This is a genomic window from Paraburkholderia azotifigens (assembly GCF_007995085.1).
Classification (GTDB): Bacteria; Pseudomonadota; Gammaproteobacteria; order Burkholderiales; family Burkholderiaceae; genus Paraburkholderia; species Paraburkholderia azotifigens.
Genome location: NZ_VOQS01000001.1, coordinates 169,782 through 194,831 on the forward strand (window position 1 = coordinate 169,782; position 25,050 = coordinate 194,831).

Sequence of the window (25,050 nt, forward strand, 5' to 3'; positions counted from 1 at the left end):
TTAAAGATCATGCAAAACGCACCTATGACCGCCTTGTTACCCGACGCGCTGGTGATGGCCGCTATCGTCGTCGCGTGGCTTATCGACACGTTCGTTGGCCCGAACAGCCGCCGCACGACGTATTTCATCGCGCTGATTTCCACGGTCGTGGCCGGCATCTGGTTCGCCATCGATGCCTTCACGCCGGGCGCCGGGCCGCAGTACTTCTTCTCGCGCATGTACGTGGTGGATCCGTTCGCCAACGTGATGAAGGCGGTCGTGTCGCTGGGCTACGCGGTGTCGATCGTGTACTCGCGCAAGTACCTGGAAGACCGCGGCCTCTATGAAGGCAACTTCTTCCTGCTCGGCATGTTCTCGCTGCTCGGCCAGCTGGTGATGATTTCGGGCAACAACTTCCTGACGCTGTATCTCGGTCTGGAACTGATGTCGCTGTCGCTGTACGCCGTGATCGCGCTGCGCCGTGAAAACGCGCCGTCGAACGAAGCCGCGATGAAGTACTACGTGCTGGGCGCGCTGGCTTCGGGCTTCCTGCTCTACGGCATCTCGATGCTGTACGGCGCGACGGGCTCGCTGGAACTGAACGAAGTGCTGAAGGCCGTCGCTTCGGGCCGCATCAACGACGCCGTGCTGCTGTTCGGCGTGATCTTCGTCGTCGCGGGTGTCGCGTTCAAGATGGGCGCCGTGCCGTTCCACATGTGGGTGCCCGACGTGTATCAAGGTGCGCCGACTGCGATGACGCTGATCGTCGGCGGTGGTCCGAAGGCCGCGGCATTCGCGTGGGGTCTGCGCTTCCTGGTGATGGGCCTGCTGCCGCTCGCCGTCGACTGGCAGGAAATGCTGGTCATTCTGGCGGCGCTGTCGCTGATCGTCGGCAACATCACGGGTATCGTCCAGCGGAACATCAAGCGGATGCTGGCTTACTCGGCGATTTCGAACATGGGCTTCGTGCTGCTTGGTCTGCTGGCAGGCGTGGTGGACGGCAAGACGGGCGCGGCGGCAAGCGCGTACGGCTCGGCGATGTTCTACAGCATCGTCTATCTGCTGACCACGCTCGGCTCGTTCGGCGTCGTGATGCTGCTGGCGCGCCGCGAGTTCGAAGCCGAATCGATCGACGACTTCAAGGGCCTTAACCAGCGCAGCCCGGTGTTCGCATTCGTGATGATGGTGATGATGTTCTCGCTCGCCGGCATCCCGCCGACGGTCGGCTTCTACGCGAAGCTCGCCGTGCTCGAAGCGACGATGAACGCCGGTCTCACGTGGCTCGCCGTGCTGGCTGTGATCACGTCGCTGTTCGGCGCGTTCTACTACCTGCGCATCGTCAAGGTGATGTACTTCGACGATCCCGTCGACACGACGCCGATCGCAGGCGACGCCTGCAAGCGCACGCTGCTCGCGCTCAACGGCGTGGCCGTGCTGGTGCTCGGCATCGTGCCCGGTCCGTTGATGTCGATCTGCCTGAACGCGATTTCGCATACGCTGCCGCTGTAATGTCGGCAGCGGGGTGGTTCATCGTGCTGTTGGCGCTCGTGGGCGCCAACCTGCCGTTCCTGAACCAGCGCATATTCGGTGTGGTGCCGGTCCGGGCCGTCAGGAAAAGCGCGTGGATCAGGATCGGCGAACTGATCGTGCTGTATTTCATCGTCGGCGCACTCGGCTTCCTGCTCGAAGCGCGCGCCGGCAACCGCTTCGAGCAGGGCTGGCAGTTCTACGCGATCACGTTCAGCCTGTTCATCGTTTTCGCCTTCCCGGGCTTCACGTTTCAATATCTCGTCAAACGGCGCTGACGGTTTCAGCCGTCGCGCCTTTTGCTGCAAAGAGGTCGCACATGGCAGAACTTCCTGATCACGACGTCGCACTCAAAGAGACCTGCATCACCAGCGAAGTCGCCTATCAAGGGCCGTTCATGACGGTCAAATGCGACACAGTGCGTCTGCCCGACGGCAAGCACGCGACGCGCGAGTACGTGAAGCATCCTGGCGCCGTCATGGTGATTCCGCTTTTCGACGATGGCCGCGTGCTGATGGAAAGCCAGTATCGCTACGCAATGGGCAAGGTGATGGTTGAGTACCCGGCGGGCAAGCTCGATCCGAACGAAGATTCGTTGACGTGCGCGAAGCGCGAACTGCTCGAAGAAACGGGCTATACGGCGCGCGAGTACATCTATCTGACGCGCGTTCATCCCATCATTTCTTACTCGACCGAGTTCATTGATATCTACGTCGCGCGCGGTCTGACGTCCGGCGAGCGCAAGCTCGACGACGGCGAGTTTCTCGAGACGTTCATCGCGAAAGTCTCGGACGTGTCCGAGTGGGTGCGCACAGGGCAGGTGAGCGACGTGAAGACGATCATCGGCACGTTCTGGCTGGAGAAGCTGCTGTTGGGCGCGTGGCCGGAGAATACGCCGGAAGCGGGTTGACGCGCGCAACGCGACCTTCATCGTCGAATTCGAAACGGCAGCCTCGCGCTGCCGTTTTCGTTTTTGACGATTGCCGCGGCATAGCCATTCGACCGTCGGCGCGCCGTGCGCCGAAGCGCTAGAATGGCTGATTCCCGTTCGCCGGCGCGCCAATCGTCTTATAGAAAGACGCACACATTTTAGCGAACGACCGTTCACAAATTTCATTTTTGCGCTACACTCGTACGCAAGCCCTGATTCCACATGAAGGTCCTCGATCTACAGTGTCCGCATGATCATCGGTTCGAAGGCTGGTTCGCTTCCGCCGATGACTTCGAATCGCAGTTGTCCCGCAAACTGGTCGCATGTCCAATTTGCGGTGCAACGGAAGTGAGCCGTTTGCCGTCGGCGCCGCGCCTGAATCTGTCGGGCGCGACGAGCGCGTCGAACGCATCGAAGGAGAAGGCAGCCGCGGACATCGGTGAACTGCAGGCGCACATGATGCGCGCGCTGCGCGAGGTGCTGGAAAAGACGGAGAACGTGGGCGACCGCTTCGCCGAGGAAGCGCGGCGTATTCACTACAACGAAGCGCCCGCTCGCAGCATCCGGGGTGTGACCACGCCGGAAGACGCACGAGCCCTCGTCGACGAAGGCATCGATGTGATGCCGCTGCCTGTGCCCGCCGCACTGAAAGAGCCGCTGCAATAAGCCGTTGCTAGCAGTGCTCCTGGCGGCGCAAGGCCGCGGCCAGGAGACACTGCGCATGGATCTGAATTATTCCCCCGCCGACGACGCATTCCGCGCCGACGTTCGCGCCTGGCTCGAAGCGAATCTGCCCGACGCACTACGCGACAAAGTTCTCAACCACAAACGTCTGAACCGCGACGACTACGCGAGCTGGCACAAGCTGCTCGGCACGCGTGGCTGGTCGGCGCCCGCATGGCCCGCGGAATTCGGCGGACCAGACTGGAGCGCGACGCAGCGCCACATCTGGGACGAGGAATGTGCCCGCCTCGGCGCGCCGTCGGTATTGCCGTTTGGCGTATCGATGGTTGCACCCGTGCTGATGAAGTACGGCAGCGAAGCACAGAAACGCCACTATCTGCCGCGCATTCTCAATGGCACCGACTGGTGGTGCCAGGGCTATTCGGAGCCTGGCTCGGGTTCGGACCTGGCGTCGCTGCGCACGCGCGCCGAACGCGTCGGCGATCACTATGTCGTCAACGGCCAGAAGACGTGGACGACGCTCGGACAGCACGCCGACATGATGTTCTGTCTCGTGCGCACCGACAGCGGCGCAAAAAAACAGGAAGGCATTTCGTTCCTGCTGGTCGACATGAAGACGCCGGGCATCACCGTGCGTCCCATCATCACGCTCGATGAAGATCACGAAGTCAACGAAGTGTTCTTCGAGGACGTGAAGGTCCCCGTCGAGAACCTCGTCGGCAATGAAAATCGCGGCTGGACGTACGCGAAATATCTGCTCGGCCACGAGCGCACGGGCATCGCGCGCGTCGGGCAGTCGAAGCGCGAACTCGTGTTTCTCAAGCAACTCGCGCTGAATCAGAAGAAGAACGGCAAGCCTTTGCTGCAAGATCCGCTCTTCGCCGCGAAAGTCGCGAGTCTGGAAATCGAACTGATGGCGCTCGAAGTGACGGTCCAGCGCGTCGTCGCGAATGAGGCGGGCGGGCGCGGGCCAGGGCCGGAAGCGTCGATGCTGAAGATCAAGGGTACGGAAGTGCAGCAAGGCTTGACGGAACTGATGTTCGAAGCGGTCGGCCCGCTCGCCGCGCCGTTCGACGTGCCGTTCCTCGAAGGCGAGCGCGCGCACAGTATCGCAGGCGACGACGATGCCGCGCCGCTTGCCGCGTACTACTTCAACTACCGCAAGACGTCGATCTACGGCGGCTCGAACGAAATTCAAAAGAACATCATCGCGCAGATGATTCTCGGACTGTGAGGAGCGGCGCATGAACTTCAACTTCACCGACGAACAGCAGCAATTCGCGGATGCGCTGCGCCGCTATCTCGACAAGCACTACGGCTTCGAAGCGCGGCAGGCGATCGTGCGTTCGGAAGCGGGCGTATCGAACGAGCACTGGTCGGCGTTCGCCGAACTCGGCCTGACCGCGTTGCCCGTGCCGGAAGCGCAGGGTGGTTTCAGCGGCGGCACGGTCGACATGCTGGTCGTGATGCAGGAACTGGGACGTGCGCTCGTCGTCGAGCCGTGCTGGGCGACAGCCGTCGGTATCGAGGCGCTGAAGCTGTCCGGCACGGGTGAGGGCGGCGAGGGCGACGACGCCGCGTTGCTCGAACGCGCGGCGCAAGGCGAGATCCGGCTGGCCGTTGCGTTTCACGAACCCGCTGCGCGCTACGACCTGTTTTCGATCGACACCACGGCTACGCGTCACGGTGACGGCTATACGTTGCGCGGCACGAAGTCAGTCGTGCAGCATGGCGCGCAGGCCGATTACTGGATCGTGCCCGCGCGCCTCGACCGCGAAGTCGCTCTTTTCGTGGTGGCGCGCGACGCGGCCAATACGCAGGTCACCGATTACCGGACCATCGACGGCCAGCGTGCCGCGACCCTCGCATTCGATGCAACGCCGGCGCGCAAGCTGAACGGCAAGCACGCGGGCGCGGCGGGGCTGGAGCACATTGCCGACTACGGCATCGTGTTGCTGTGCTCGGAAGCGATCGGCGCGCTCGACGCGCTGAATCATGCGACCGTCGAATACACGAAGACGCGCCAGCAGTTCGGCGTGCCGATCGCGCGCTTTCAGGCACTGCAGCACCGGATGGTCGAGATGCTGATTCACACCGAGCAGGCGCGTTCCGCCACCTATCTCGCGGCCGTGCGCTACAGCAGCAATAGCGGCGATGATGCCGACGTACGTCGCCGCGCGGTGTCGGCGGCAAAGGTGCGGGTGGGGCAGGCGGCGCGCTTCGTCGGCCAGCAGGCCGTGCAGCTGCATGGGGGCATGGGCGTGACGAACGAGGTTGCCGCCGCGCATCTGTTCAAGCGACTCGCTATCATCGAAACCACGCTCGGCGATGTGGATCATCACCTTGCGCGCTTTGCCGCGCTGCCGGGCTTCGCAACGGCCGACGCATGAGCGTCCGCCAACACATGCACATGAGGTGAAAGATGGGTTTGAGCTACGAGGATATGGAAGTCGGCAGGACGTTTGAAGTCGGCTCGCACACGTTCACGCGCGACGAGGTGGTCCAGTTCGCCGAGCAGTTCGATCCGCAGCCGTTCCACGTGAGCGATGCGGGCGCTGCCGCGTCGCCATACGGCACGCTGATCGCGAGCGGCTGGCACACGTGCTCGGTGATGATGGGGATGCTCGTGCGCAACGTGCTGGCGGGCTCGACATCGATGGGCTCGCCCGGCATCGACGATCTGCGCTGGCTGAAGCCGGTGCGTGTCGGCGACACGATCCGCATGACCAACAACGTGCTCGACAGGCGCGTGTCGGCGAGCAAGCCGGATCGCGGCATCGTGTCGACGGAATGGCAGGGTTTCAACCAGCACGGCGAGCTGGTGATCACCGTGCGATCGAAGGCGATCTTCGGGCTGCGCAATCCGGGAGCGGCCGCATGACGCCCGAACTGGCGCTCGGCTCTGCCGACGACGTGCGCGCGCTCGTCGGCGAGCCGCCGCGCGTGAGCGAGTGGGTCGAGGTCGATCAGGCGAGCGTCGACCGTTTCGCCGTGGCGACGGGCGATCATCAATGGATCCATGTCGACCCCGAACGCGCGCAACGAGAATCGCCGTTCGGCGGACCGATCGCGCATGGCTTTCTGACGCTGTCGCTGATTCCGGCGCTGCTCATCGAGACATTCCGTTTCGAGCAGCGCATGGGCGTGAACTACGGGCTCAACCGCGTGCGCTTCACGTCGCCTGTGCCCGTCGGCTCGCGGTTGCGCGCGAGCTTCGGCGTCGCGAGTGTGACGGATGTCGACGAAGGCGGCGTGCAGATCGTGTGGAATGTGACGCTGGAGCGGCAGGGCAGCGAGCGTCCCGTGTGTATCGCCGAGTTCATCACGCGGCACTATTTCTAGCGCCGCCCGCGAGCGCCGCGCGACACAGATGCTCAGTGCTTCGCGTACTGTGTCGCGCCGAACAGCATTTCCTTGGCCTTGTCGTCCATCAGCGGCACGCGCGCCGACGCCAGCACTTCGACGCCGCGTTGCACGGCGGGGCGCGCGGCGATTTCTTCGTGCCAGCGCTTCACATTCGGAAATTCGTCGATCTGCAGGCCCTGGTTCTGCCATGAACGGGTCCACGGAAACGTTGCGATATCGGCGATCGTATAGTCGTTGCCGGCCAGATAGCGCGTTTTGCCGAGCTGCGTATCCATCACGCCGTAGAGGCGCTTTGCTTCGTTCGTGTAGCGGTTGATCGCGTATTCGATCGGCTGCGGCGCGTAGACACGGAAGTGATGCGTCTGGCCGAGCATCGGACCGATGCCGCCCATCTGGAACATCAGCCATTGCAGCGTTTCGTAGCGCGCCGCGGGGTCGGCGGGCAAGAACTTGCCCGTTTTCTCGGCGAGATAGATCAGTATTGCGCCTGACTCGAACAGGGAGAACGGTGCGCCGTCTGCGCGTTTCGGGCCGTCGGTGTCGACGATCGCGGGGATCTTGTTGTTCGGGCTGATCGCCAGGAATTCTTTTGTGAACTGGTCGCCTGCGCCGATGTTGATTGGGTGTGCTTTGTATTCGAGGCCTGTTTCCTCGAGCATGATGTGGATTTTGTGGCCGTTCGGGGTGGCCCAGCTGTAGATGTCTATCATCGATGGCTCCTGTTCAGGTTTTTTTGTCTGCGACGCTAGTCGCCATGCTTGGCTTTTCTGCTGCGCTGGCATCCGGCGATTTCGTGGGTTGCATCCGCGAATTCGTATCGGTGCTTCTTGCGTTGCCCCTGTGCGGGGCGGCACCTACTTTTCTTTGCAGCGGCAAAGAAAAGTAGGCAAAAGAAAGCCGCTCACACCGCCAGTTTCTCTTCCTGCCTGCGGGCCCCCTACGGGTCCCGCACTCCACACGGCATCGCGCTATTTCATGTGCGTTGCCAGCGCCTTTAAGAGGCGCATCACCCACTTCAATCACCCGTCGCGCAGCCGGCGGCAGCGAATCGCCTGCGCCGCCCAGGTGGCAAACTGTGTGTAGGTTGTCGCACCTTACGCGTTGGCGCTCCTACGACACCGATCCCGCTTTTCGGTCCGGAGTGGTGCACTTACGTCGCGACTGCCTACACACAGTTTGCCACCTGGGCGGCGGTGGACTTTCTGGTAACGCAATACGTGACGCGGAAATGTGAAGTGGGCGAGGCTGCAGTTAGCGCGCTGGCAACGGGCATAAGTCAGTGCATTGCCGTCTGGAGTGCGGGACCCGTCGGGGGCCCGCAGGCAATGACCAGAACTGGCGGTGTTAGCCCGCTTTCTTTGCTTAGGAAGGTCTGAACAACCCGTTTTCTGCCTGGGATCTCTAACTGGCACGCGCGGAGTGGAATTCGCGTCCCCATTCACGCTGTGTTGAACCGATGCCGGTCGCATCTTGCGCATGGACGCTGCGCCTTTGGGGGCGTCTTCGCCCTTCATTTCGCTTTACCGAGCACCCCGCGAGCCAACCAGAGATTGATCAGCGCGAACTGCGTTTCGATCTGCGCCGTGTTCTTCGCCATGCCTCGATACCGCGCCTTCAGATAGCCGAACTGACATTTGAGCACCCGAAACGGGTGCTCAACCTTCGCCCGCACGCCCGCCTTGAGCCGCTCGACTTTCTCGTAGATTCTGTCGAGCCGCTTGCTTTTGTCCAGCTTTCTTCGCTTGCTCGGCCTCATCGCCACGTGCCACTGGACCGCCCCCGTTTCGCCTCGCTTCTCGATGCCCACGTAGCCCGCATCGGCAAACGCAACCTCCTCGTCGCCGTGCAACAGTTCATGCGCCACCGTGATGTCGTGAACATTTGCCGGCGTGCACTTGACGGTATGCACCAGCCCCGACTCCACATCGACTCCGATGTGCGCCTTCATACCGAAGTACCAGCTGCCGCCCTTTTGCGTCTGGCTCATCTCCGGGTCTCGCGTGCCAGCCTTCTTCGTCGAACTGGGTGCCGAAATCAGCGTTGCGTCGACCGCCGAGCCCGCCTTGAGCATCAGGCCCTTCGCCTGCAGGATCTCGTTGACCGTCGCCAGCATTCTGGCCGACAGCTCATGGGCCTCAAGCAGGTGCCGGAATCGCAGGATCGTGCTCTCGTCAGGCAGCCGCGTCATGCCCGTGCCCAGCAGCGCGAACTCCCGGTACAGCGGGATGTCGTGCAGCGCCTCCTCCATCGCCGGGTCCGAGAGGCTGAACCATTGTTGCATGAAGTGAATGCGAAGCATCGTCTGGATCGGAAAAGGCGGGCGGCCAGTCTTGCCTTTCGGATAGTGCGGTTCGATGAGCGCAATCAGCTTCTGCCACGGCACCACGCGCGTCATCTCATCGAGAAACTCGCGCTTGCGGGTGCGCTTCGTCGACAGATCCAGACCAAGACCAAGTTGTGTCATCACGCCACTCCATGAAGTCTCCTGATCCCAGGATAGTCCAAGCTCACGTCAATGCCAGGACTTTTGCAGAGATTCCCTTACTTTCTTTGCGGCGGCAAAGAAAGTGAGTGCCGCCCCGCACAGGGGCAACGCCTGCAGCACCGATACGAATTCGCGGATGCCAGCGAAAACCAAATCGCGGATGCCACCGCAGCAAAAACCAGCGTCGCAGACAAAGCAAAAAAATTACACCACAGTTCCCCAAACCCTGCTGACGCCATGCCGAGCAAATCCAGAAGGCAGCGCCAAAACAAAAAAAACAAAAAAACAAAAAACCTCAACCAGCCTGCTGCTGGGCATACTTACCCAGTTCAATCTTGGCAATAGCATTGCGATGAACCTCATCGGGCCCATCAGCAAACCGCAGCCACCGCGCGGTGGTATACGCATAAGCGAGCGGAAAATCCTCACTCATCCCAGCAGCGCCATGCGCCTGAATCGCCCAGTCGATGACAGTGCAAGCCATATTAGGCGCAACAACCTTGATCATCGCGATCTCACCGCGCGCGCCCTTATTGCCGACTGTATCCATCATGTAAGCCGTCTTGAGCGTCAACAACCGCGCCTGCTCGATCAAACAACGCGCCTCGGCAATACGCTCCTGCGTGACCGTCTGCGCCGCAATCGGCTTGCCGAACGCAACCCGCTGCAACGCACGCTTCGACATCAATTCGAGCGCGCGCTCGGCCAATCCGATCAAACGCATGCAATGGTGAATCCGCCCCGGCCCCAATCGCCCCTGCGCGATTTCAAAGCCACGTCCTTCGCCGAGCAGCATGTTCGCGGCAGGCACGCGCACGTCGTCGAGCGTGATGTCCATGTGGCCATGCGGCGCGTCGTCGTAACCGAACACCGTCAGCGGCCGATGCACGGTCACACCCGCCGCGTCGGCCGGCACGAGGATCATCGACTGCTGCTGATGACGCGGCGCGTCGGGATCCGTCTTGCCCATCACGATCAGCAGCTTGCAGCGCGGATCGCCCGCACCCGACGACCACCATTTGTGGCCGTTGATCACGTAAGAATCGCCATCGCGCACAATGCTCGTCTGGATGTTGGTCGCATCCGACGACGCGACTTCCGGCTCCGTCATCAAGAACGCCGAACGGATCTGGCCCTGCAACAGCGGCTCCAGCCATTCGCGCTTGTTGTCGTCGCTGCCGTAGCGTTCGATGGTTTCCATGTTGCCGGTGTCGGGCGCGCTGCAGTTGAACACCTCGGGCGCCCACGGCACGCGCCCCATGATTTCGCACAACGGCGCGTACTCGAGATTCGTCAGTCCCGCGCCGCGCTCCGAGTCGGGCAGAAACAGATTCCATAGACCGGCATCGCGTGCCTGCTGCTTCAGGCTTTCGATCAGTTCCGTCGGCACCCACGCGTTGCCCGCCTGACGGTTGCGCGCGACTTCGGCGGCAAACGCCGGTTCGTTCGGATAGATGTGCTCGTCGAAGAAGGCGAGCAGCTTGTCGCGCAGTGCCTGAACCTTTGGGGTGTAGTCGAAATTCATCTTGGCCTCGTGGATGACGTTGAATCCGTTCTACATCTTGAGTGCATTGCCGTGCCGACAGTTCCGGTCAACGCACCTTCTGCGCGTAGCGCCAGGCGAGTTCGGCCATCGGGCGAGCCCGGCGTCCTGCGTCGAGCGCCTGTTCGCTCGCAGCCGTGCCGTCGACGACGCGCTTCATGATCCCTTGCAGGATCGCCGCGATGCGGAACATGTTGTACGCGAGATAGAAATTCCAGTCGCCGCGTATCGCGAGGCCCGTGCGCTCGCAATAACGTTGCACGTACTGTGCCTCGTCGGGAATGCCGAGCGCGGTCCAGTCGAGACCTGCGATGCCGCGAAACTGCGCGGGATCGACGTGCCACGCCATGCAGTGATACGCGAAGTCGGCGAGCGGATCGCCGAGCGTCGACAGCTCCCAGTCGAGTACGGCGAGCACACGCGGTTCGTGCGGATGAAAGATCAGATTGTCGAGCCGGTAATCGCCATGCACGACGCACGCGCGTTCGCCCGTGTCGGCGGGCATATGCTGCGGCAGCCATTCAATCAGGCGATGCATCGCGTCGATCGGCTCCGTCTCCGACGCCTGATACTGCTTGCTCCATCTGCCGATCTGCCGCGCGAAATAGTTGCCCGGCTTGCCATAGCCGGCGAGTCCCGCACGGTCGACGTCGACGCTATGCAGCGCCGCGATCACGCGATTCATTTCGTCGTAGATCGCGCCGCGCTGCGCGGGCGTCATGCCGGGCAGCGACTGATCCCACAGCACGCGGCCCTGCACGAACTCCATGACATAGAACGCGCGGCCGATCACGCTTTCGTCTTCGCACAGCGCGAGCATCGTCGCGACGGGCACCTCGGTGTCGCGCAGCGCGTGCATCACGCGATACTCGCGCTCGATCGCATGCGCGGACGGCAGCAGTTTCGCTGACGGGCCGGGCTTCGCGCGCATCACATAGGCGCGTGACGGCGTGACCAGCTTGAAGGTGGGATTGGACTGGCCGCCCGCGAACTGTTCGAGCGTCAGCGGCCCTGTAAAGCCGTCGACGTGATGCGCGAGCCACGCCGACAGCGCAGCGATGTCGATGCGTTGCCGTTCGCTGACGGGACGTGTGCCTTCGAAGGCGGCGTAATCGGTTTGCGTCGTCGATCCGGCTGGTGTCGCGTCGTGCGGCATGTCTGCTCCGTTGGATGATCGAATGTTCGACTGGCTAGCGGCTTTTGCTCTGTATGAATTGCGCGTACAGCATTTCCATCGACGTATTGCGCACATCGCGATGCAGCGGCGAAGGCGGCGAGTGATTGACGAGCCGCACGACCCAGTCGCGCGGCGCCGTGCCCACATCGAGCGCATTGATACAGCCCGTCGCCTGCGCGAGATGGCCGAAGAAGGTGCGTCCGCCCGTCGTGATCGCGTGCGAGAGAATCGCGCGGTTGACACCGCCGTGAAGCACGAGCAGCGCGACGTTCCATGATTCGTCTTCGCGCAGCGCGGTCAGCGCGGGCAGCACGCGGTCGAACAGCTCGCCGATCGTCTCGCCGCCGAGAAACTTCACATCCTCCGCGACGATGCCGTCGAACCCGGCGAGAAAGGCCGCTTCGAGATCGGCGGCGGGAATCGAACCCGGCCTGGCGCCGCGTATTTCTTCCCACGCGGGCTCGATGTCGATGCCGATTTCCGTGCCCATTTGCGCGAGCACGCGCTGCGCCGTTTCGACCGTGCGCGGCAGGCCGCTCGCGATCACGCGATCGAAGCGGACGTTCTGTTCCGCGAATGCGCTGCCCGCGGCGTCGGCCTGCGCGCGGCCCTTGTCGTTGAGCGACACGCGCTGCGGGTCGAGCGTCTTGCCGGACGTATCGAAGTACGTGACGTCGCCGTGCCGCATCAGATAGATACGGCGGCGCTTCGGCAATTGATAACGGGACGTGCTCATCGGTAATTGGGCGCGCGCTTTTCGAGGAACGCCGTGATGCCTTCGAGCCCGTCGCGATGATGCAGCGACGCGACGAAGCTGTCGCGTTCCGCGACGAGATGATCGGGCAGCGACTGCTCGCCTGCGGCCGCGATCAGGCCTTTGATGCGCGCCTTCGCATTCGGCGACACCTTGCCGAGATCGTCGGCCCAGGCGATGGCCGCATCGCGCACGGCGCCCGCCTTCGCGAGCCGGTTGACGACGCCGAGTTCGTGCAGTCGCGGCGCGCCGATCGGCTTGCCTTCGATCAGCACTTCCGTCGCGATCTGACGCGGTAACGCGCGCGCAAGGAACCATGAACCGCCGCCGTCGGGCGTGAGGCCCACGCGTGCGTATGACATCACGAACTTCGCGTCGTCGGCGGCGACGATCAGGTCGCAGGCGAGCGCGAGCGAAAAGCCCGCGCCCGCCGCCGCGCCTTCGACGGCAGCGATCACCGGCTTCGACGACGCCTGCAGCGCCGCAATCCATTCGCCGAGCAGATCGATGCTTTGCGCCTGCACGGACGGATCTTTCGCGCGGTTCTCGAGCAGACGGTTCAGATTGCCGCCTGCGCAGAAGAAGTTGTCGGCGCCCGTGATGACGATGGCGCCGATCGACGCGTCGCGTTCGGCCGTGTTCATCGCTTCGATGCCGGCTGCGTACATGTCCGGGTGCATCGCGTTGCGCGCGCCCGGATTCGAGAGGGTCAGCACGAGCGTCGATTCGCTTTCGGTCGGGCGGGACGCGAGCAGTTCGGCGGCCATTACGCTTGCTCCTTGAGATTGTCGTTGTCGGCGGCATCGCCATGCGTGAGCGGGATGCCGAGTTGCGCGCGGCGTGCGAGCCACGGTGAAGGGCGATAGCGCGGATCGCCGAGCACGCTGAACATGTTGCGCAGGATCGTGAGGATGGTTCGTGAGCCGAGCGCGTCGCCGAGTGCGAGCGGTCCGCGTGGATAGCCGAGGCCGAGCGTCACGGCGAGATCGATGTCTTCCGGCGACGCGATCTGGCGCTGCGCGATGTCGCAGCCGATATTGACGATCGTTGCGACCACGCGCTGCGCGACAAAGCCCGTCGAGTCGCGGATCACGGTGACGGGCACGCCGTCGTGCGTGAAGAGCGCATGCGCGGTATCGCGGGCGGCGCGTGTGGTCGCGGGCGTCGTCATTAGCGTGCGGCGTTGCGCGTCGACGAGCGGGAAGAGCGTGTCGATGGCAACGACGCGGCTTGCATCGAGCTTTTCGTCGACGGCGGCCGTGGTGGCGTCGAAGCCGAGCGGCGTCACGACGATCAGCGAATCGGCGGCGGGCGTCGCACCTTCGTCGACGGCGACACCCGCTTTCGCGATCAATGCGAGCACGGCATCGCGCGCATCGGGCACGCGTGCGCTGACCCAGACGCGTGCGGGCAGTTCGGTCGGCGCGGGCGCTTCGGCAGGCGCCTGCTTCTTGCCGTCGACATACACATAGAAGCCTTCGCCCGCCTTGCGCCCGATCAGGCCGCCCGCGAGACGCGTGCCCGTGATCGGCGACGGCGTGAAGCGCGGCTCTTCGTAGAACTGGTGATAGATCGACTCCATCACGGGATGCGACACGTCGAGCGCGGTCAGATCGAGCAGTTCGAACGGCCCGAGCCGGAAGCCCGCCTGCTCGCGCATGATGCCGTCGATCTCGACGAAACTTGCGACGCCTTCATCCGCGATGCGCAAGCCTTCCGTATTCATGCCGCGCCCCGCGTGATTCACGATGAAACCAGGCATGTCCTTCGCGCGCACGGGCGTGTGGCCCATGCGGCGCGCGAGATCCATCAGTGCGTTGCCGGCGGCGGGATCGCTGCGCAAACCGTCGATCACTTCGACGACCTTCATCAGCGGCACGGGGTTGAAGAAGTGATAGCCCAGCACGCGCGACGGGTCCGCGCATGCGGCCGCGATCGCCGTGATCGACAGCGACGACGTGTTCGACGCCAGAATGCAACGCTCGCCGACCACGCCTTCCAGTTCCTTGAAGAGCGCGCGCTTCACATCGAGCTTTTCGACAATCGCTTCGACGACGAGATCGCAGTCCTTGAGTTCGTCGATGGCGCCGGCGCCCGTCACGCACGCGAGCGCCGCGAGCGAACGCGAACTGTCGAGCTTGCCTTTGGCGACCAGCTTCGAGAACGTGTCGGACAGATAGTCGCGTGCCGCGCCGATCGCGGCGGCGTTCGTGTCGTAGAGCCGGACATTGAGGCCCGCGAGCGCGGCGATCTGCGCGATGCCGCGTCCCATCGCGCCCGTGCCGACGATGCCGACGGTCTCGATGTTGTACTGGCGAGAGGTGTTCGGTGACATGATGTGTCTCACTCCATGATTATTCTAAAATAGTACGTCCGTTCCGAAGCCGCTGCGGCGGCGCGTTGCGCCGACAATGCGCGCGCTGAACGGCAAGCATCTTTCGACAACCATCCGCAGGAGACACCGGATGATCAAGCTGCATGGTTTTGCGCTGTCCAACTATTACAACAAAGTTAAGTTCGCGCTGCTCGAATTCGGCATTCCGTTCGAAGAAGTCTGTGTGCAGCCGAGCCAGGACGAGACGTTTCTCGAACATTCGCCGCTCGGCAAGGTGCCGTACATCGTGACGGAGCGGGGTAGTCTGTGCGAGTCGCAGGCGATCATCGAATATCTCGCCGCTGCCTATCCCGACAAGGCGATCTTCTCGCGCGATCCGTGGGAAGCGGCGAAGGAGCGTGAGTTGATGACCTTCGTCGACGTGCATCTCGAACTGACGGCGCGCAATCTGTACAAGCAGGCGTTCTTCGGCGGCACGATCACCGACGCCACCAAAGGACGCACCGAGAAACTGTTGATCCATCACATTCGCGGCTTCCGGCGGCTCGCGGCGTTCACGCCGTATCTGCGCGGCGAGCGCTTCAGCATCGCGGACGTCGCGGGCTTCGTGAGCCTGCCGCTCGTCGGCATGGCGACGCAGGCCATTTACGGACGCGATTTTCTGCTCGATGTCGGTATCGACTGGAAGCCGTATGTGAAGGCGCTGAATGCGCGTCCGGCCGCGCAGCGCGTGACGGACGACCGCAAGGCGTATATGGAAGCGCAAAAGAAGAAATGAGCGGGCCGGGCGCCGATGTGTGGCGCATCCCGGCACACGAGCGGCGCAATGCTTCGCGCGCGATGGCGAAGAACCTCGGTTCGTTCGCAGCATCGCGCGCGCCATGTCAGAGACGCGCCAGCCGTTCGAGCGCGGTGGCGAGCGTGTCCTCTTTCTTCGCGAAGCAGAAGCGCACGACGCCCGATTCATGCGGCTCGTGATAGAACGCCGACACGGGAATGGCGGCCACGCCGATCTCGCTCGTCAGCCATTGCGCGAATTCGGCTTCGGGCACGTCGCTAATGGCCGAATAGTCGACACACTGGAAATACGTGCCCGTGCACGGCAGCAGCTTGAAACGCGATTGCGCAAGACCCGCACGGAAAAAGTCGCGCTTCTTCTGATAGAACGCGGGCAGATTCAGATACGGCGCGGGATCCTGCATGTAGTGCGCGAGACCCAGTTGCATCGGCGTGTTGACCGTGAACACATTGAACTGATGAACCTTGCGGAATTCCGCCATTAGCGGAGCGGGCGCGGCGACATAGCCGACCTTCCAGCCCGTCACGTGATAAGTCTTGCCGAAGCTCGATACGACGAAGCTGCGCTGCGCGAGTTCCGGATAGCGCGCGACGCTCTCGTGCGGCGCGCCGTCGTAGACCATATGCTCATACACTTCGTCGGACAGAACGAGAACATTCGTACCGCGCACGATGTCCTCGAGCTTCTTCATGTCCTCCGCGCGCCAGACCGTGCCCGTCGGGTTGTGCGGCGTGTTGATCAGAATCATGCGCGTCCTCGGCGTGATCGCGGCAGCGAGCCTGTCGAACGGAATCGCGTAGTCGGGCGCTTCGAGCGTGACGAACACGGGCTTGCCGCCCGCCAGTTCGATCGACGGCAGATAGCTGTCGTACGTTGGCTCGACCACGATCACATCATCGCCCGGATGGACGGCGCACAGTATGGCCGTCAGAAGCGCCTGCGTCGCGCCCGCGGTCACCGTGATTTCGGTCGTGGCGTCGTAGCGGCGGCCGTACAGGTTTGAGATCTTTTCGGAGATCGCCTGACGCAGCGGCGCGACGCCGGCCATGGGCGGATACTGGTTGTGACCTTCGCGCATCGCGTTGGACACGGCATCGACGATGCGCGGATCGCAATCGAAGTCCGGAAAGCCCTGGCCCAGATTGACCGCGTTCTTTTCGACAGCGAGCGCGCTCATCACGGTGAAGATCGTCGTGCCGACATTCGGCAGACGGGACGGGAACGAAGGAGTCGTGGTGGTCATGGGCGTGGTTGTCGGATCGTGCGGTGCGTTCATGTCGATTGTAGGGAAAAACGGCGTGGCGGTTGGCCGGGCCGGGTTCGGCTTGCAACGCGTGCGGCCTGCGTCGCGCGTTCGCGTGCGTCAGGCTTGTGCAGCTTCTTCGGCTATCAATGCGCATTCGGCAACGAACGGCGCGGGCTGCGCGATCCTGAAACCGAAGTCGCGCGCGATCCGCTTCGCCAGCTTCAGCACTGCGCGGTCCTTCGAAACCAGCCAGTCGGCCTGCACCGCGTACGCGAGTTCGAGAAACTTCTGATCGTCGCGGTCCTTGCATCTGGGCAAGGGGCGCGCGTCGTCAGCAGGCGCGGGCGGCGCGACCAGCGTGGACAGGCGCGCGACTGTCGCCAGCGCGGCGGCCTTGTCGACCGCGCGCTTTTCGAACTGCGGATAGTCGAGCACATGCGTCAGCTCGGCGAGACACCGCGTATCGATCAGCGCGCGGAGCGCGCCGCTTTCGAGCGCGGCGAGAATGGGGCGCGTGTGCGGATCGTCGAACACGAGAATGTCGATCCACACGTTCGAATCGAGCACGACGGCAGGCGCGGCGGCGTGATGAGTGGCGGGCGCGTTCTGTTCAGGCAAGGCAGGGGTTTCGGGCATTCGTTACAATCTGGCTTTCGTCTTTGACCGCCAGGCACGGCGTGCCTGAAAGCCTCTATGATAATCGTTCTGTCGCCGGCCAAATCGCTCGACTACGAGACCCCTCCGCACGTCAAGAAACATACGCTTCCCGATTTCGTCGATGACGCCGCCGAACTGATCGGCGATCTGCGCCGTCTGTCGCCGCAAGACATCGCCTCGCTGATGGACATCTCCGATCAGCTCGCGCATCTGAATTTCCAGCGTTACGCGGACTGGTCGCCGACCTTCGACACGTCCAATTCGAAGCAGGCCGTGCTCGCGTTCAACGGCGACGTCTACGAAGGCTTCGACGCGAAGTCGCTGTCCGCGTCGGATCTCGATTACGCGCAACAGCATGTGCGCGTGCTGTCGGGACTCTATGGTCTGTTGCGTCCGCTCGATCTGCTGCAGCCGTACCGGCTCGAAATGGGCACGCGCTTCGAGAACAGCCGCGGCAAGGATCTGTATGCGTTCTGGGGCGCGCGCATCACGCAGGCGCTCAACCAGCAACTGGACAAGAAGAAGGGCGGTTCGCGCGTGCTGATCAATTGCGCGTCGACGGAATACTTCAGGTCGGTCAAGCCGAAGCTGCTCGCGGCGCCCGTGATCACGCCCGTGTTCGAAGACTGGAAGGGCGGCCGCTACAAGATCATCAGTTTTCACGCGAAGCGCGCGCGCGGTTTGATGGCGCGCTATGCCGTGGAAAACCGTTTCGACACGCCCGAACAGTTGCAGGCCTTCGACTCTGAAGGCTATGCGTTCGATGAAGACGCATCGAACGATTCCACTTACGTCTTTCGCCGGCGCATCGCGGACTGACGCGGCGCCGAACCAGCAGGAACATCAACATGACGCTTTCCATTACGAGCAATTTCGACGCTGGCGCGATCGAAGTCCTGTCCTGCGCGCAGGCCGACAACATCCGCTTGCGCGTGCGTCCGGACAGCCATGCGGACTTTGCGCAATGGTTCTATTTCCGTCTGTCGGGCGCGCGTGGCGAGCGCTGCGTGATGACGTTCGAGAATGCGGCCGACTGCGCCTTCGCCGAAGGCTGGCGCAACTATCAGGCATGCGCGAGCTACGACCGCGTGAACTGGTTCCGCGTGCCGACCTCGTACGACGGTCGCGTGCTGACCATCGATCACACGCCCGATTTCGATCGCGTCTATTACGCGTACTTCGAGCCGTATAGTGAAGAGCGACACTCGGAATTTCTCGGCGCAGTCCAACAGATGCCGCATGCCGCGCTGACGGAACTGGGCAAGACGGTCGAAGGCCGGCCGATGTCGCTGTTGACGCTCGGCATGCCGGCGCTGCTCGACGACGGCTCGTTGAAGCCCAAGAAGAAAATCTGGATCATCGCGCGTCAGCATCCGGGCGAGACGATGGCGGAATGGTTCGTCGAAGGTCTCGTGAAGCGGCTCGCGGGTTGGGGCGACTGGTCGGGCGACCCGGTCGCGCGCAAGCTCTACGATTACGCGGACTTCTACATCGTGCCGAACATGAACCCGGACGGCAGCGTGCACGGCAATCTGCGCACGAATGCGGCGGGCGCGAACCTGAATCGCGAATGGATGGAGCCGGATGCCGCGCGCAGTCCCGAAGTGCTGCTCGTGCGCGACGCGATTCATGCGACGGGCTGCGATCTGTTCTTCGACATTCACGGCGACGAAGCGCTGCCGTATGTGTTCGTCGCGGGCTCGGAGATGCTGCCGAGTTTTACCGAGCGACAACGCGAGGAGCAGACGGCGTTCATCCAGGGCTTCCTGCGCGCCAGCCCCGATTTCCAGGACAAGTACGGTTATGAGGCAAGCAAGTATCGGCAGGACGCGCTCAAGCTCGCGTCGAAGTACATCGGCAACGAGTTCGGCTGCCTGTCGCTGACGCTCGAAATGCCGTTCAAGGACAACGCAAATCTGCCCGACGAACGCGTCGGCTGGAATGGCGAGCGTAGCGCGTCGCTCGGCGCGGCGATGCTGCAGGCGATCCTCTGGCACATGGAGGCGTTCGCCTGAGTGGGTCGACGCCCGATGCGTCGAGCGGTCGCAAAGGTATGTAAAAAAGCGAGGCCACACAGGTTGTGTGGCCTCGCTTTTTGCTGGTCGCGCTTGCGCCGGATTCGCCCGGTAAATCCGGCGCAAGCGGCATCAATGTTTTTTCGTCGTCGTCGATTTCTTCGTGCTGCTGCTCTTGGCCGTCACGGCCTTGCCTGACGATTTGCTCGACTTCTTGTTACCCGACTTGTTCGGCGAGCCCTTGGTCGATTTGCCGGAACTCTTCTTCGAGCCTTTGCCGCTGACGGCATGTTTGCCCTTCGCGTTGTGCGAGCCCGACGACGACGCGGCGCTGCGCGCGCGCAACGGCGGCACGGGATCGTTCCAGCTGAAGGCGAGCATCTGCGCGCCGACATAGCCGCAGCGGAACTTGAGCTGTGAGGGATCGCCGCCTGCCTGCGGAATGCCGAGACCTTCGACGGTTACGATGCTGTCGACCTTGACCTTCTGCTTGCCTTCGTCGAACGAATCGTTCCAGGGCGTGACGGCTGCGTGCGCGCTGTCGAACGAACTGGGCGGAAACTCGACGTGATCGAAAGCCGTCGATGTGCTCGCGACAAAATTGCCATGCGCGGCGCAATCCGCGACTAGCGGATCCGCGTGCATGTCGTTGATGAATCTGGTGACGAGGTCGTTGTGCTGCCCGAGTTGATCGGCGAAGGCGGGCAGTGCGCATGCGAGCGATGCGCTCGCCAACCACACCGCTAACCGGCCGACCAACCGCGGCAATCGGCGCGGTGCGTTGGTGCGATCCATCAATGTTTGGTCAATGCTGTGAAGACTTCAGGCACATAAGATGCCCGTCGGCAGGAAGGAGTTCAATCCTGGCACAAATATTTTGTCGTGTCGTGGTGCGCTGGCTCGATGAGCGATATATCGGCGGATGATGCATGGATGCGCTCAGGCCTGAACGGCCAGCACGGGCTGGTCGATTTGTTGGATAACGACGCTATGGGTGCGGACAGCGATCAGGTGCGCGGGCCACCGAGGCGATAGCGGCGCACATCATAGGTGGTGACCCACGCGGGACGATAGACGGCGATCAATGCTGTCGACATGCCCGTGAACCACGATTCGCCCGACGCAAGCAGGAACACGCTGAACGCATAGCCGGCCGGGATGACGGACATCGATCCGTCGGCGAGTGCAATATGCGTTGCCAATGCAACAGCCGATGCAACGGTGACCGCGATGGCGGGCGAGACGAAGCCCTGACCGAAGATGAACATGAATAGATTGCGCGGCAGCCACGCGATGCTCGCGCGTTGCAGTAGCGTAGATACACCGACGGGCACGGCGCCGAACACGAGGAAGGTGAGCGCAATGCCTTGCCACGGCGCGTCGAAAACGACGGCAGCCAGGCCCGTGACGATGGCCATCGCAATGAGCGCGAGCCCCCAGTCGAAGAGCGTGACGACGAGCGTTGCGCCGAGCAGGTGAATCACCGTGCCGTCTTCGAGCCATGCATTGCTCGCCCACAGCACCGAGACGGCGACGATGATCGCGAGCCACACGTGTTGAAGCACGGGCTCCTGCAATCGTCTGAATGGGTTCTTCCAGAGCGCGAGCGCGAGCAGAGCCACAGCGGCGATCCAGCCACCGACAGCGACCCAAAACGGAAGCGGTGTATAGAGGAAACCCATGTCTTCATATTACTCGTTGAATGGCGAAACGTGTGAGCGGATTCCATGCCAGCGGTGATTTATGTCGATTCACGGCAGATTCCTTTCGACCTTTACATCGCACCATCGTCGCGCTCCGGGCTCGGACGCCGTGTGCCATAGGGTGCCGTTGCTTCGGCGGCCATGGGCAGTGCGGCGGAAGTGTCGTTGGCAGGCAACGGATAGCGGAACGTCCGCTGTTTGCGTTGACGCAATGGCGCGACGTTCGACACCACTCGCGCGGGACGCGGGATGCGATTCTGTCCGCTGCGCAGCACTTCGAGTTGCGCGCTGAGCCAGCCGTTGTAGATCGCGACTGCGGCGGCACGGTTCGGCGCGCCGAGCTGCTGGAAGATCGTTGCCAGATGAATTTTCACGGTGCCCTCGCTGATGCCTAGCGCGCGAGCAATCATTTTATTCGTGCTGCCCATATGGACGCAGCGCATGATCTGCTCTTGCCGCGGCGAGAGGCCGCCTGTCACGTTCGGCCGCTTCGGCTGCGCGACACGCTCGAGCGAGTGCGGATCGGTTAGCGGACGAACGCGCCTGCCCGACGAAGCCGACGCATTCAGCGATAGCGCGCCGGCCGGGATGTAATGGACGCCCAGCAGAACCATTTCCAGCGCACGCACGATCACGCGCGGGTCAGTCGAGCGCGGGATTACGCCGAGCACGCCTTTCTCGACGAACGCACGCACGTGCGCGGGCGAGATATCGTCGACCAGCACGGCGACGGGCAGACCCGGATGATTGGCGAGCAGTGCGCGGGCGTCGAGGGGCGACATCCAGTCTTCCCAGTCGATCAGCAACAGATCGGGTTGCAGGCGGTGCAGCGTGCGCTCGGCCTGCTGCCAGTCCTGTGCTTCACCGAAACGTGCCTGCCGGTCGACTTGCCGTAAGAGCGCCTTGAGTCCTTCCCTGCGCTCGGCGTCTGAGTTGAGAACTGAAAATCGCATGCATTGCCTCCTGATCGATCGGTCATGGCGGTGCGATGCCCGCAACGTTTGCGTCGTTGCGCAGCGATGCACCATCGTGTCGATGATGACAAATTCCCGGTCGGCTGGCGGCCTGTCCGAGTGGCATAGGACGGGTGCCATAAAAAAGCCCCGCACGCGGCGGGGCTTGATTCGATGCAGAGAAAATTCTGAAGTGATCAGTGGAAATGCGGTTGCGCGGGCTCGGCATCTTCCGGCATTTCGGCGTGAACGATCTCGCCAAGCGGATCCGCATACAGCGGGACGCCGCAGTCGTCGCAATATTCCGGCTCGAAGCGGCCAGCGTGACGGCGGATATCGGTGATGCCCGTTTCCTTCAGCAGCGCCACGATGTCTTCGAGCGGACCTTCGGGCGACATCGCTTCCTGCGGTTCCTCGTCGATGCCCGGGTCGCCGTTCTCGCGGCCGTACAGCGGCCACACGACGCCATAGATCACCTCGTTGCTGCCGCGGCGCGTAAAGCCGATGCGATATTCATCGATGCGCCGCTCCCCGAAGCCCGCGACGACGGCGCGCAGTTCGTCGGGCGTTGCGCCGATCGTGTCGAACAGATAGCGCACCGCTGTGCGGACCGTGTGCGGGCGCACGCGTTCGTCGGCATCGCGGCAGGCAGAGTAGTAGGCGTCCGGCAGCAGGCATTCGAACTCGCATCCGGGCAGCACGACGGCCAGATTGGCGCCGCCTTGCGTTGCCCATTGCTCGAGGCACTGGCCGCGCTCGATCCGGGAGCCATGCTCTTCTTCCTGCCAGCGGAACACGGGTGCGCCGACGGGGGCTGCGACGACGGCCAGCAGGAAACGCGGGTCGGCCAGAATGGGCGAGGTTTCCGGCAGCTCGCCGAAATTGATCTTCGCATTGCCGCCGGCGACGGCCGCCTGCGCCAGCTGCTGCGCAAGACGCCAGGTTTCGACGTGGTGACGCGGCAACTGGTCGATGCTATACATAAAGGGCGCCATCGCGACGCGGGTGTCGGCAGCCAGCACGTGGGCCTGCAAATGCGCGCGCAACGCGTCGGCCGCGTCGCCTTTCAGCGCGCCCGACGGGATCACATAGCGCGTCCAGGCCAGTACGGGCGCGGCGATCAGCAGCGCTTCGTACTGGATGCCGTCGTGCTCGACGATCAGCGACTCGCTATGTGTTTCGGCCATGTCGGCAAGGGCGCCATAGGCGTCCGGATGATTCTGCTGAAGATGGTCGAGCGCGGCGTCGAGCGTCGTCTGGTTGCCGTTGCGGACTATCTTTGCGAGCAGCGCGTCGAGCTTGGCTTCCCAGAAGCGGTCTTCGGTGCGGCTGCCCGACGCGAAAAGCGCGAGCGACAGACCGACCAGCTTGTCGGCATCGGGAGGGAGACGTTTGGCGATTCGCGAGCGCATAAATCCGGAGGTTGTGTGCAGAGAACCATATATTCTAGACGTTTCTTCGTCGACATATTATCGACACGCTCCGCTGGCAGCGATTCGCCAGCGATACGGGCATGCCGGCCGCGCAGGGCCGCGCTTTCGCGGTTTTCGCCAGAGCTTTCCTATACTCCTTCTGCGGAGCGACCATCGGGATGGCGTGGAGTCGGGAGTGGCGCATGGTGAAATCGGACCAACTGATTGAACGGCTGGCCGCCGTGTTTGCGTTGCTGTTGCTGGTGGGCGGCTCGCTGCTGGTGCTGGCGCCGTTCACGACCGCGCTGCTGTGGGGCGCGATTCTCAGCTATAGCTCGTGGGGCTTGTACTGCAAGCTGTCCGCGAGTCTGGGCGGACGGCGGAGGTGGGCCGCGACGCTGATCGTGCTCATCATTCTGATCGTCGTGCTGGGGCCGTTCGTGTACGCGGGCTTTGCGCTTGGCGCGCACACCAAGGACATTACCGCGCTCGTCCAGCATCTGATGGACGCGGGTCTGCCCGATCTGCCCGATTGGGTCGCACGGATTCCGCTCGTCGGTTCGAGCATCGAGTCGTTCTGGGAGCGCGTGACCAGCAGCAATTCCGAGATGGTCGCGCAACTGCGCGGGCTGGCGGCGCCGGCCGGCAAGTGGATTCTCGCGGCGGCGCTGGCCGTCACGCACGGCTTGGGCTTGCTTGCGCTCAGCATCATTCTGACGTTCTTCTTTTATACGGGCGGCGAGGGCGCGGCTGCGTGGCTCAACGCGGGCATGCGGCGTATTGCCGGCGAACGCGCCGATTATCTGCTGGCTTTGGCTGGCAGCACGGTGAAGGGCGTGGTGTACGGCATCCTCGGAACGGCGCTGGTGCAGGGCGTGCTGGCCGGCTTCGGCTGCTGGATCGCGGGCGTGCCGGCGCCGGCGTTGCTTGGGCTCGCGACATTCTTTCTGTCGGTGATTCCGGGCGGACCCGTCGTGGTATGGCTACCCGCCGCGATCTGGCTGTACCACGGCGGCGAGACGGGATGGGCGATCTTCCTCGTGGTGTGGGGCGTGGTCGTCGTGGGTATGTCCGATAACGTCGTCAAGCCGATCCTGATCGGCAAGAGCAGCGACATGCCGCTGATTCTCGTGATGCTCGGCATTCTCGGTGGTGCGTTCGCGTTTGGTTTCCTCGGGGTGTTCATCGGACCGACTTTGCTTGCTGTCGCATATACAGTGCTGCACGACTGGACGATCGGTTCGCCGGAGGCTCGTGAGCTGACTGCCAGAACGAGTGGAAAACCGGTTGACCCGGTGACACAGACCGAGAAGGCGCAGGGAAAGTGACCCCGAAAAAAACCTGCGTCACACTCTTGTCATGAGGCTCGGGATGGCCTAAGATTCGCGTCCTCGTTCGGGAGCACGGTGTGGTGTGCGACGGAGCGGGGCCGCGGCAGAAACGGCGCGGGAGTGGAGTCAGCGGGTTTTTTCAGGCGATGCTAA

25 protein-coding genes are annotated in these 25,050 nt (G+C 63.0%); 12 read left to right on the forward strand and 13 right to left on the reverse strand.

Features of this window, described 5'->3' with window-relative positions:
* Positions 1–9: 9 nt before the first annotated feature.
* From nuoN to FRZ40_RS00830, 8 genes are all read left to right on the forward strand, one after another.
* Complete coding sequence (gene nuoN, locus FRZ40_RS00795; protein WP_035543187.1) at positions 10–1,488, forward strand: NADH-quinone oxidoreductase subunit NuoN; 1,479 nt, start codon at positions 10–12, stop codon at positions 1,486–1,488.
* A complete protein-coding gene (locus FRZ40_RS00800) occupies positions 1,488–1,784 on the forward strand; it encodes a DUF2818 family protein (protein WP_028369563.1) in 297 nt (98 codons plus the stop codon). Before nuoN ends, FRZ40_RS00800 begins: the two co-directional genes overlap by 1 nt.
* Positions 1,785–1,825: 41 nt before the next feature.
* Positions 1,826–2,416 (forward strand): NUDIX domain-containing protein, encoded by a 591-nt coding sequence (locus tag FRZ40_RS00805; protein WP_147233000.1) that lies wholly within the window; start codon positions 1,826–1,828, stop codon positions 2,414–2,416.
* 243 nt (positions 2,417–2,659) lie between these two features.
* Complete coding sequence (locus FRZ40_RS00810; RefSeq protein WP_028369561.1) at positions 2,660–3,103, forward strand: DUF1178 family protein; 444 nt, start codon at positions 2,660–2,662, stop codon at positions 3,101–3,103.
* 55 nt (positions 3,104–3,158) lie between these two features.
* Positions 3,159–4,355 carry an acyl-CoA dehydrogenase family protein gene (locus FRZ40_RS00815; RefSeq protein WP_147233001.1) on the forward strand — a complete coding sequence of 399 codons (1,197 nt, stop codon included), beginning with the start codon at positions 3,159–3,161 and terminating at the stop codon, positions 4,353–4,355.
* 10 nt (positions 4,356–4,365) lie between these two features.
* Entirely contained in the window at positions 4,366–5,511 is a 1,146-nt protein-coding gene (locus FRZ40_RS00820; RefSeq protein ID WP_147233002.1) for an acyl-CoA dehydrogenase family protein, read from the forward strand.
* Positions 5,512–5,543: 32 nt separating this feature from the next.
* Positions 5,544–6,002, forward strand: coding sequence for a MaoC family dehydratase (locus FRZ40_RS00825; protein WP_028369558.1), 459 nt, complete (start codon positions 5,544–5,546; stop codon positions 6,000–6,002).
* A complete protein-coding gene (locus FRZ40_RS00830) occupies positions 5,999–6,463 on the forward strand; it encodes a MaoC family dehydratase (protein ID WP_147233003.1) in 465 nt (154 codons plus the stop codon). The genes FRZ40_RS00825 and FRZ40_RS00830 overlap by 4 nt, the downstream gene beginning before the upstream one ends.
* 32 nt (positions 6,464–6,495) lie before the next feature.
* Here the strand turns inward: FRZ40_RS00830 and FRZ40_RS00835 are convergent, their stop codons facing one another.
* From FRZ40_RS00835 to FRZ40_RS00865, 7 genes are all read right to left on the reverse strand, one after another.
* Complete coding sequence (locus FRZ40_RS00835; protein WP_028369556.1) at positions 6,496–7,197, reverse strand: glutathione binding-like protein; 702 nt, start codon at positions 7,195–7,197, stop codon at positions 6,496–6,498.
* Between the two features lie 800 nt (positions 7,198–7,997).
* A complete protein-coding gene (locus FRZ40_RS00840) occupies positions 7,998–8,951 on the reverse strand; it encodes an IS5 family transposase (protein ID WP_147233004.1) in 954 nt (317 codons plus the stop codon).
* A 316-nt stretch (positions 8,952–9,267) separates the two neighbouring features.
* Entirely contained in the window at positions 9,268–10,497 is a 1,230-nt protein-coding gene (locus FRZ40_RS00845; RefSeq protein WP_028369555.1) for an acyl-CoA dehydrogenase family protein, read from the reverse strand.
* 67 nt (positions 10,498–10,564) lie between these two features.
* A complete protein-coding gene (locus tag FRZ40_RS00850; protein WP_147233005.1) occupies positions 10,565–11,671 on the reverse strand; it encodes a phosphotransferase in 1,107 nt (368 codons plus the stop codon).
* Between the two features lie 34 nt (positions 11,672–11,705).
* A complete protein-coding gene (locus FRZ40_RS00855) occupies positions 11,706–12,428 on the reverse strand; it encodes a histidine phosphatase family protein (protein WP_147233006.1) in 723 nt (240 codons plus the stop codon).
* The gene (locus FRZ40_RS00860) at positions 12,425–13,213 is read right to left on the reverse strand and encodes an oxepin-CoA hydrolase, alternative type (RefSeq protein WP_028369552.1); all 789 of its coding nucleotides are present in this window, start codon (positions 13,211–13,213) and stop codon (positions 12,425–12,427) included. The genes FRZ40_RS00855 and FRZ40_RS00860 overlap by 4 nt, the downstream gene beginning before the upstream one ends.
* Complete coding sequence (locus tag FRZ40_RS00865; RefSeq protein ID WP_147233007.1) at positions 13,213–14,781, reverse strand: 3-hydroxyacyl-CoA dehydrogenase; 1,569 nt, start codon at positions 14,779–14,781, stop codon at positions 13,213–13,215. The genes FRZ40_RS00860 and FRZ40_RS00865 overlap by 1 nt, the downstream gene beginning before the upstream one ends.
* Positions 14,782–14,911: 130 nt before the next feature.
* On the opposite strand from FRZ40_RS00865, the gene FRZ40_RS00870 reads away from it, so the two are divergent.
* Positions 14,912–15,559: a glutathione S-transferase family protein gene (locus FRZ40_RS00870; RefSeq protein WP_028369550.1), complete on the forward strand. Its 648-nt coding sequence runs from the start codon at positions 14,912–14,914 to the stop codon at positions 15,557–15,559.
* 106 nt (positions 15,560–15,665) lie between these two features.
* Here the strand turns inward: FRZ40_RS00870 and FRZ40_RS00875 are convergent, their stop codons facing one another.
* Positions 15,666–16,856: a pyridoxal phosphate-dependent aminotransferase gene (locus tag FRZ40_RS00875; protein ID WP_147233008.1), complete on the reverse strand. Its 1,191-nt coding sequence runs from the start codon at positions 16,854–16,856 to the stop codon at positions 15,666–15,668.
* A gap of 87 nt (positions 16,857–16,943) precedes the next feature.
* A complete protein-coding gene (locus FRZ40_RS00880; protein WP_035543183.1) occupies positions 16,944–17,462 on the reverse strand; it encodes a putative toxin-antitoxin system toxin component, PIN family in 519 nt (172 codons plus the stop codon).
* 57 nt (positions 17,463–17,519) lie between these two features.
* Here FRZ40_RS00880 and yaaA point away from each other — a divergent pair, with 57 nt between their 5' ends.
* On the forward strand, positions 17,520–18,302 hold the full coding sequence (gene yaaA / locus FRZ40_RS00885; RefSeq protein WP_028369547.1) for a peroxide stress protein YaaA: 783 nt from the start codon (positions 17,520–17,522) through the stop codon (positions 18,300–18,302).
* 29 nt (positions 18,303–18,331) lie between these two features.
* Entirely contained in the window at positions 18,332–19,498 is a 1,167-nt protein-coding gene (locus FRZ40_RS00890) for a M14 family metallopeptidase (protein ID WP_147233009.1), read from the forward strand.
* A gap of 132 nt (positions 19,499–19,630) precedes the next feature.
* Here the strand turns inward: FRZ40_RS00890 and FRZ40_RS00895 are convergent, their stop codons facing one another.
* The 4 genes from FRZ40_RS00895 to FRZ40_RS00910 all read right to left on the reverse strand — a co-directional run bounded on the left by FRZ40_RS00895 (position 19,631) and on the right by FRZ40_RS00910 (position 23,566).
* Positions 19,631–20,293, reverse strand: coding sequence for a BspC domain-containing protein (locus FRZ40_RS00895; protein ID WP_147233010.1), 663 nt, complete (start codon positions 20,291–20,293; stop codon positions 19,631–19,633).
* Between the two features lie 212 nt (positions 20,294–20,505).
* Entirely contained in the window at positions 20,506–21,180 is a 675-nt protein-coding gene (locus FRZ40_RS00900) for an energy-coupling factor ABC transporter permease (protein ID WP_028369544.1), read from the reverse strand.
* A 92-nt stretch (positions 21,181–21,272) separates the two neighbouring features.
* Positions 21,273–22,154 (reverse strand): response regulator transcription factor, encoded by an 882-nt coding sequence (locus FRZ40_RS00905; RefSeq protein WP_028369543.1) that lies wholly within the window; start codon positions 22,152–22,154, stop codon positions 21,273–21,275.
* Positions 22,155–22,351: 197 nt separating this feature from the next.
* Positions 22,352–23,566 carry a DUF2863 family protein gene (locus tag FRZ40_RS00910; RefSeq protein ID WP_028371607.1) on the reverse strand — a complete coding sequence of 405 codons (1,215 nt, stop codon included), beginning with the start codon at positions 23,564–23,566 and terminating at the stop codon, positions 22,352–22,354.
* A gap of 203 nt (positions 23,567–23,769) precedes the next feature.
* Between FRZ40_RS00910 and FRZ40_RS00915 the strand changes: the two genes are divergently transcribed.
* Positions 23,770–24,894, forward strand: a complete 1,125-nt coding sequence (locus FRZ40_RS00915) for an AI-2E family transporter (protein WP_147233011.1) — start codon at positions 23,770–23,772, stop codon at positions 24,892–24,894.
* The last annotated feature ends 156 nt before the right edge of the window (positions 24,895–25,050 follow it).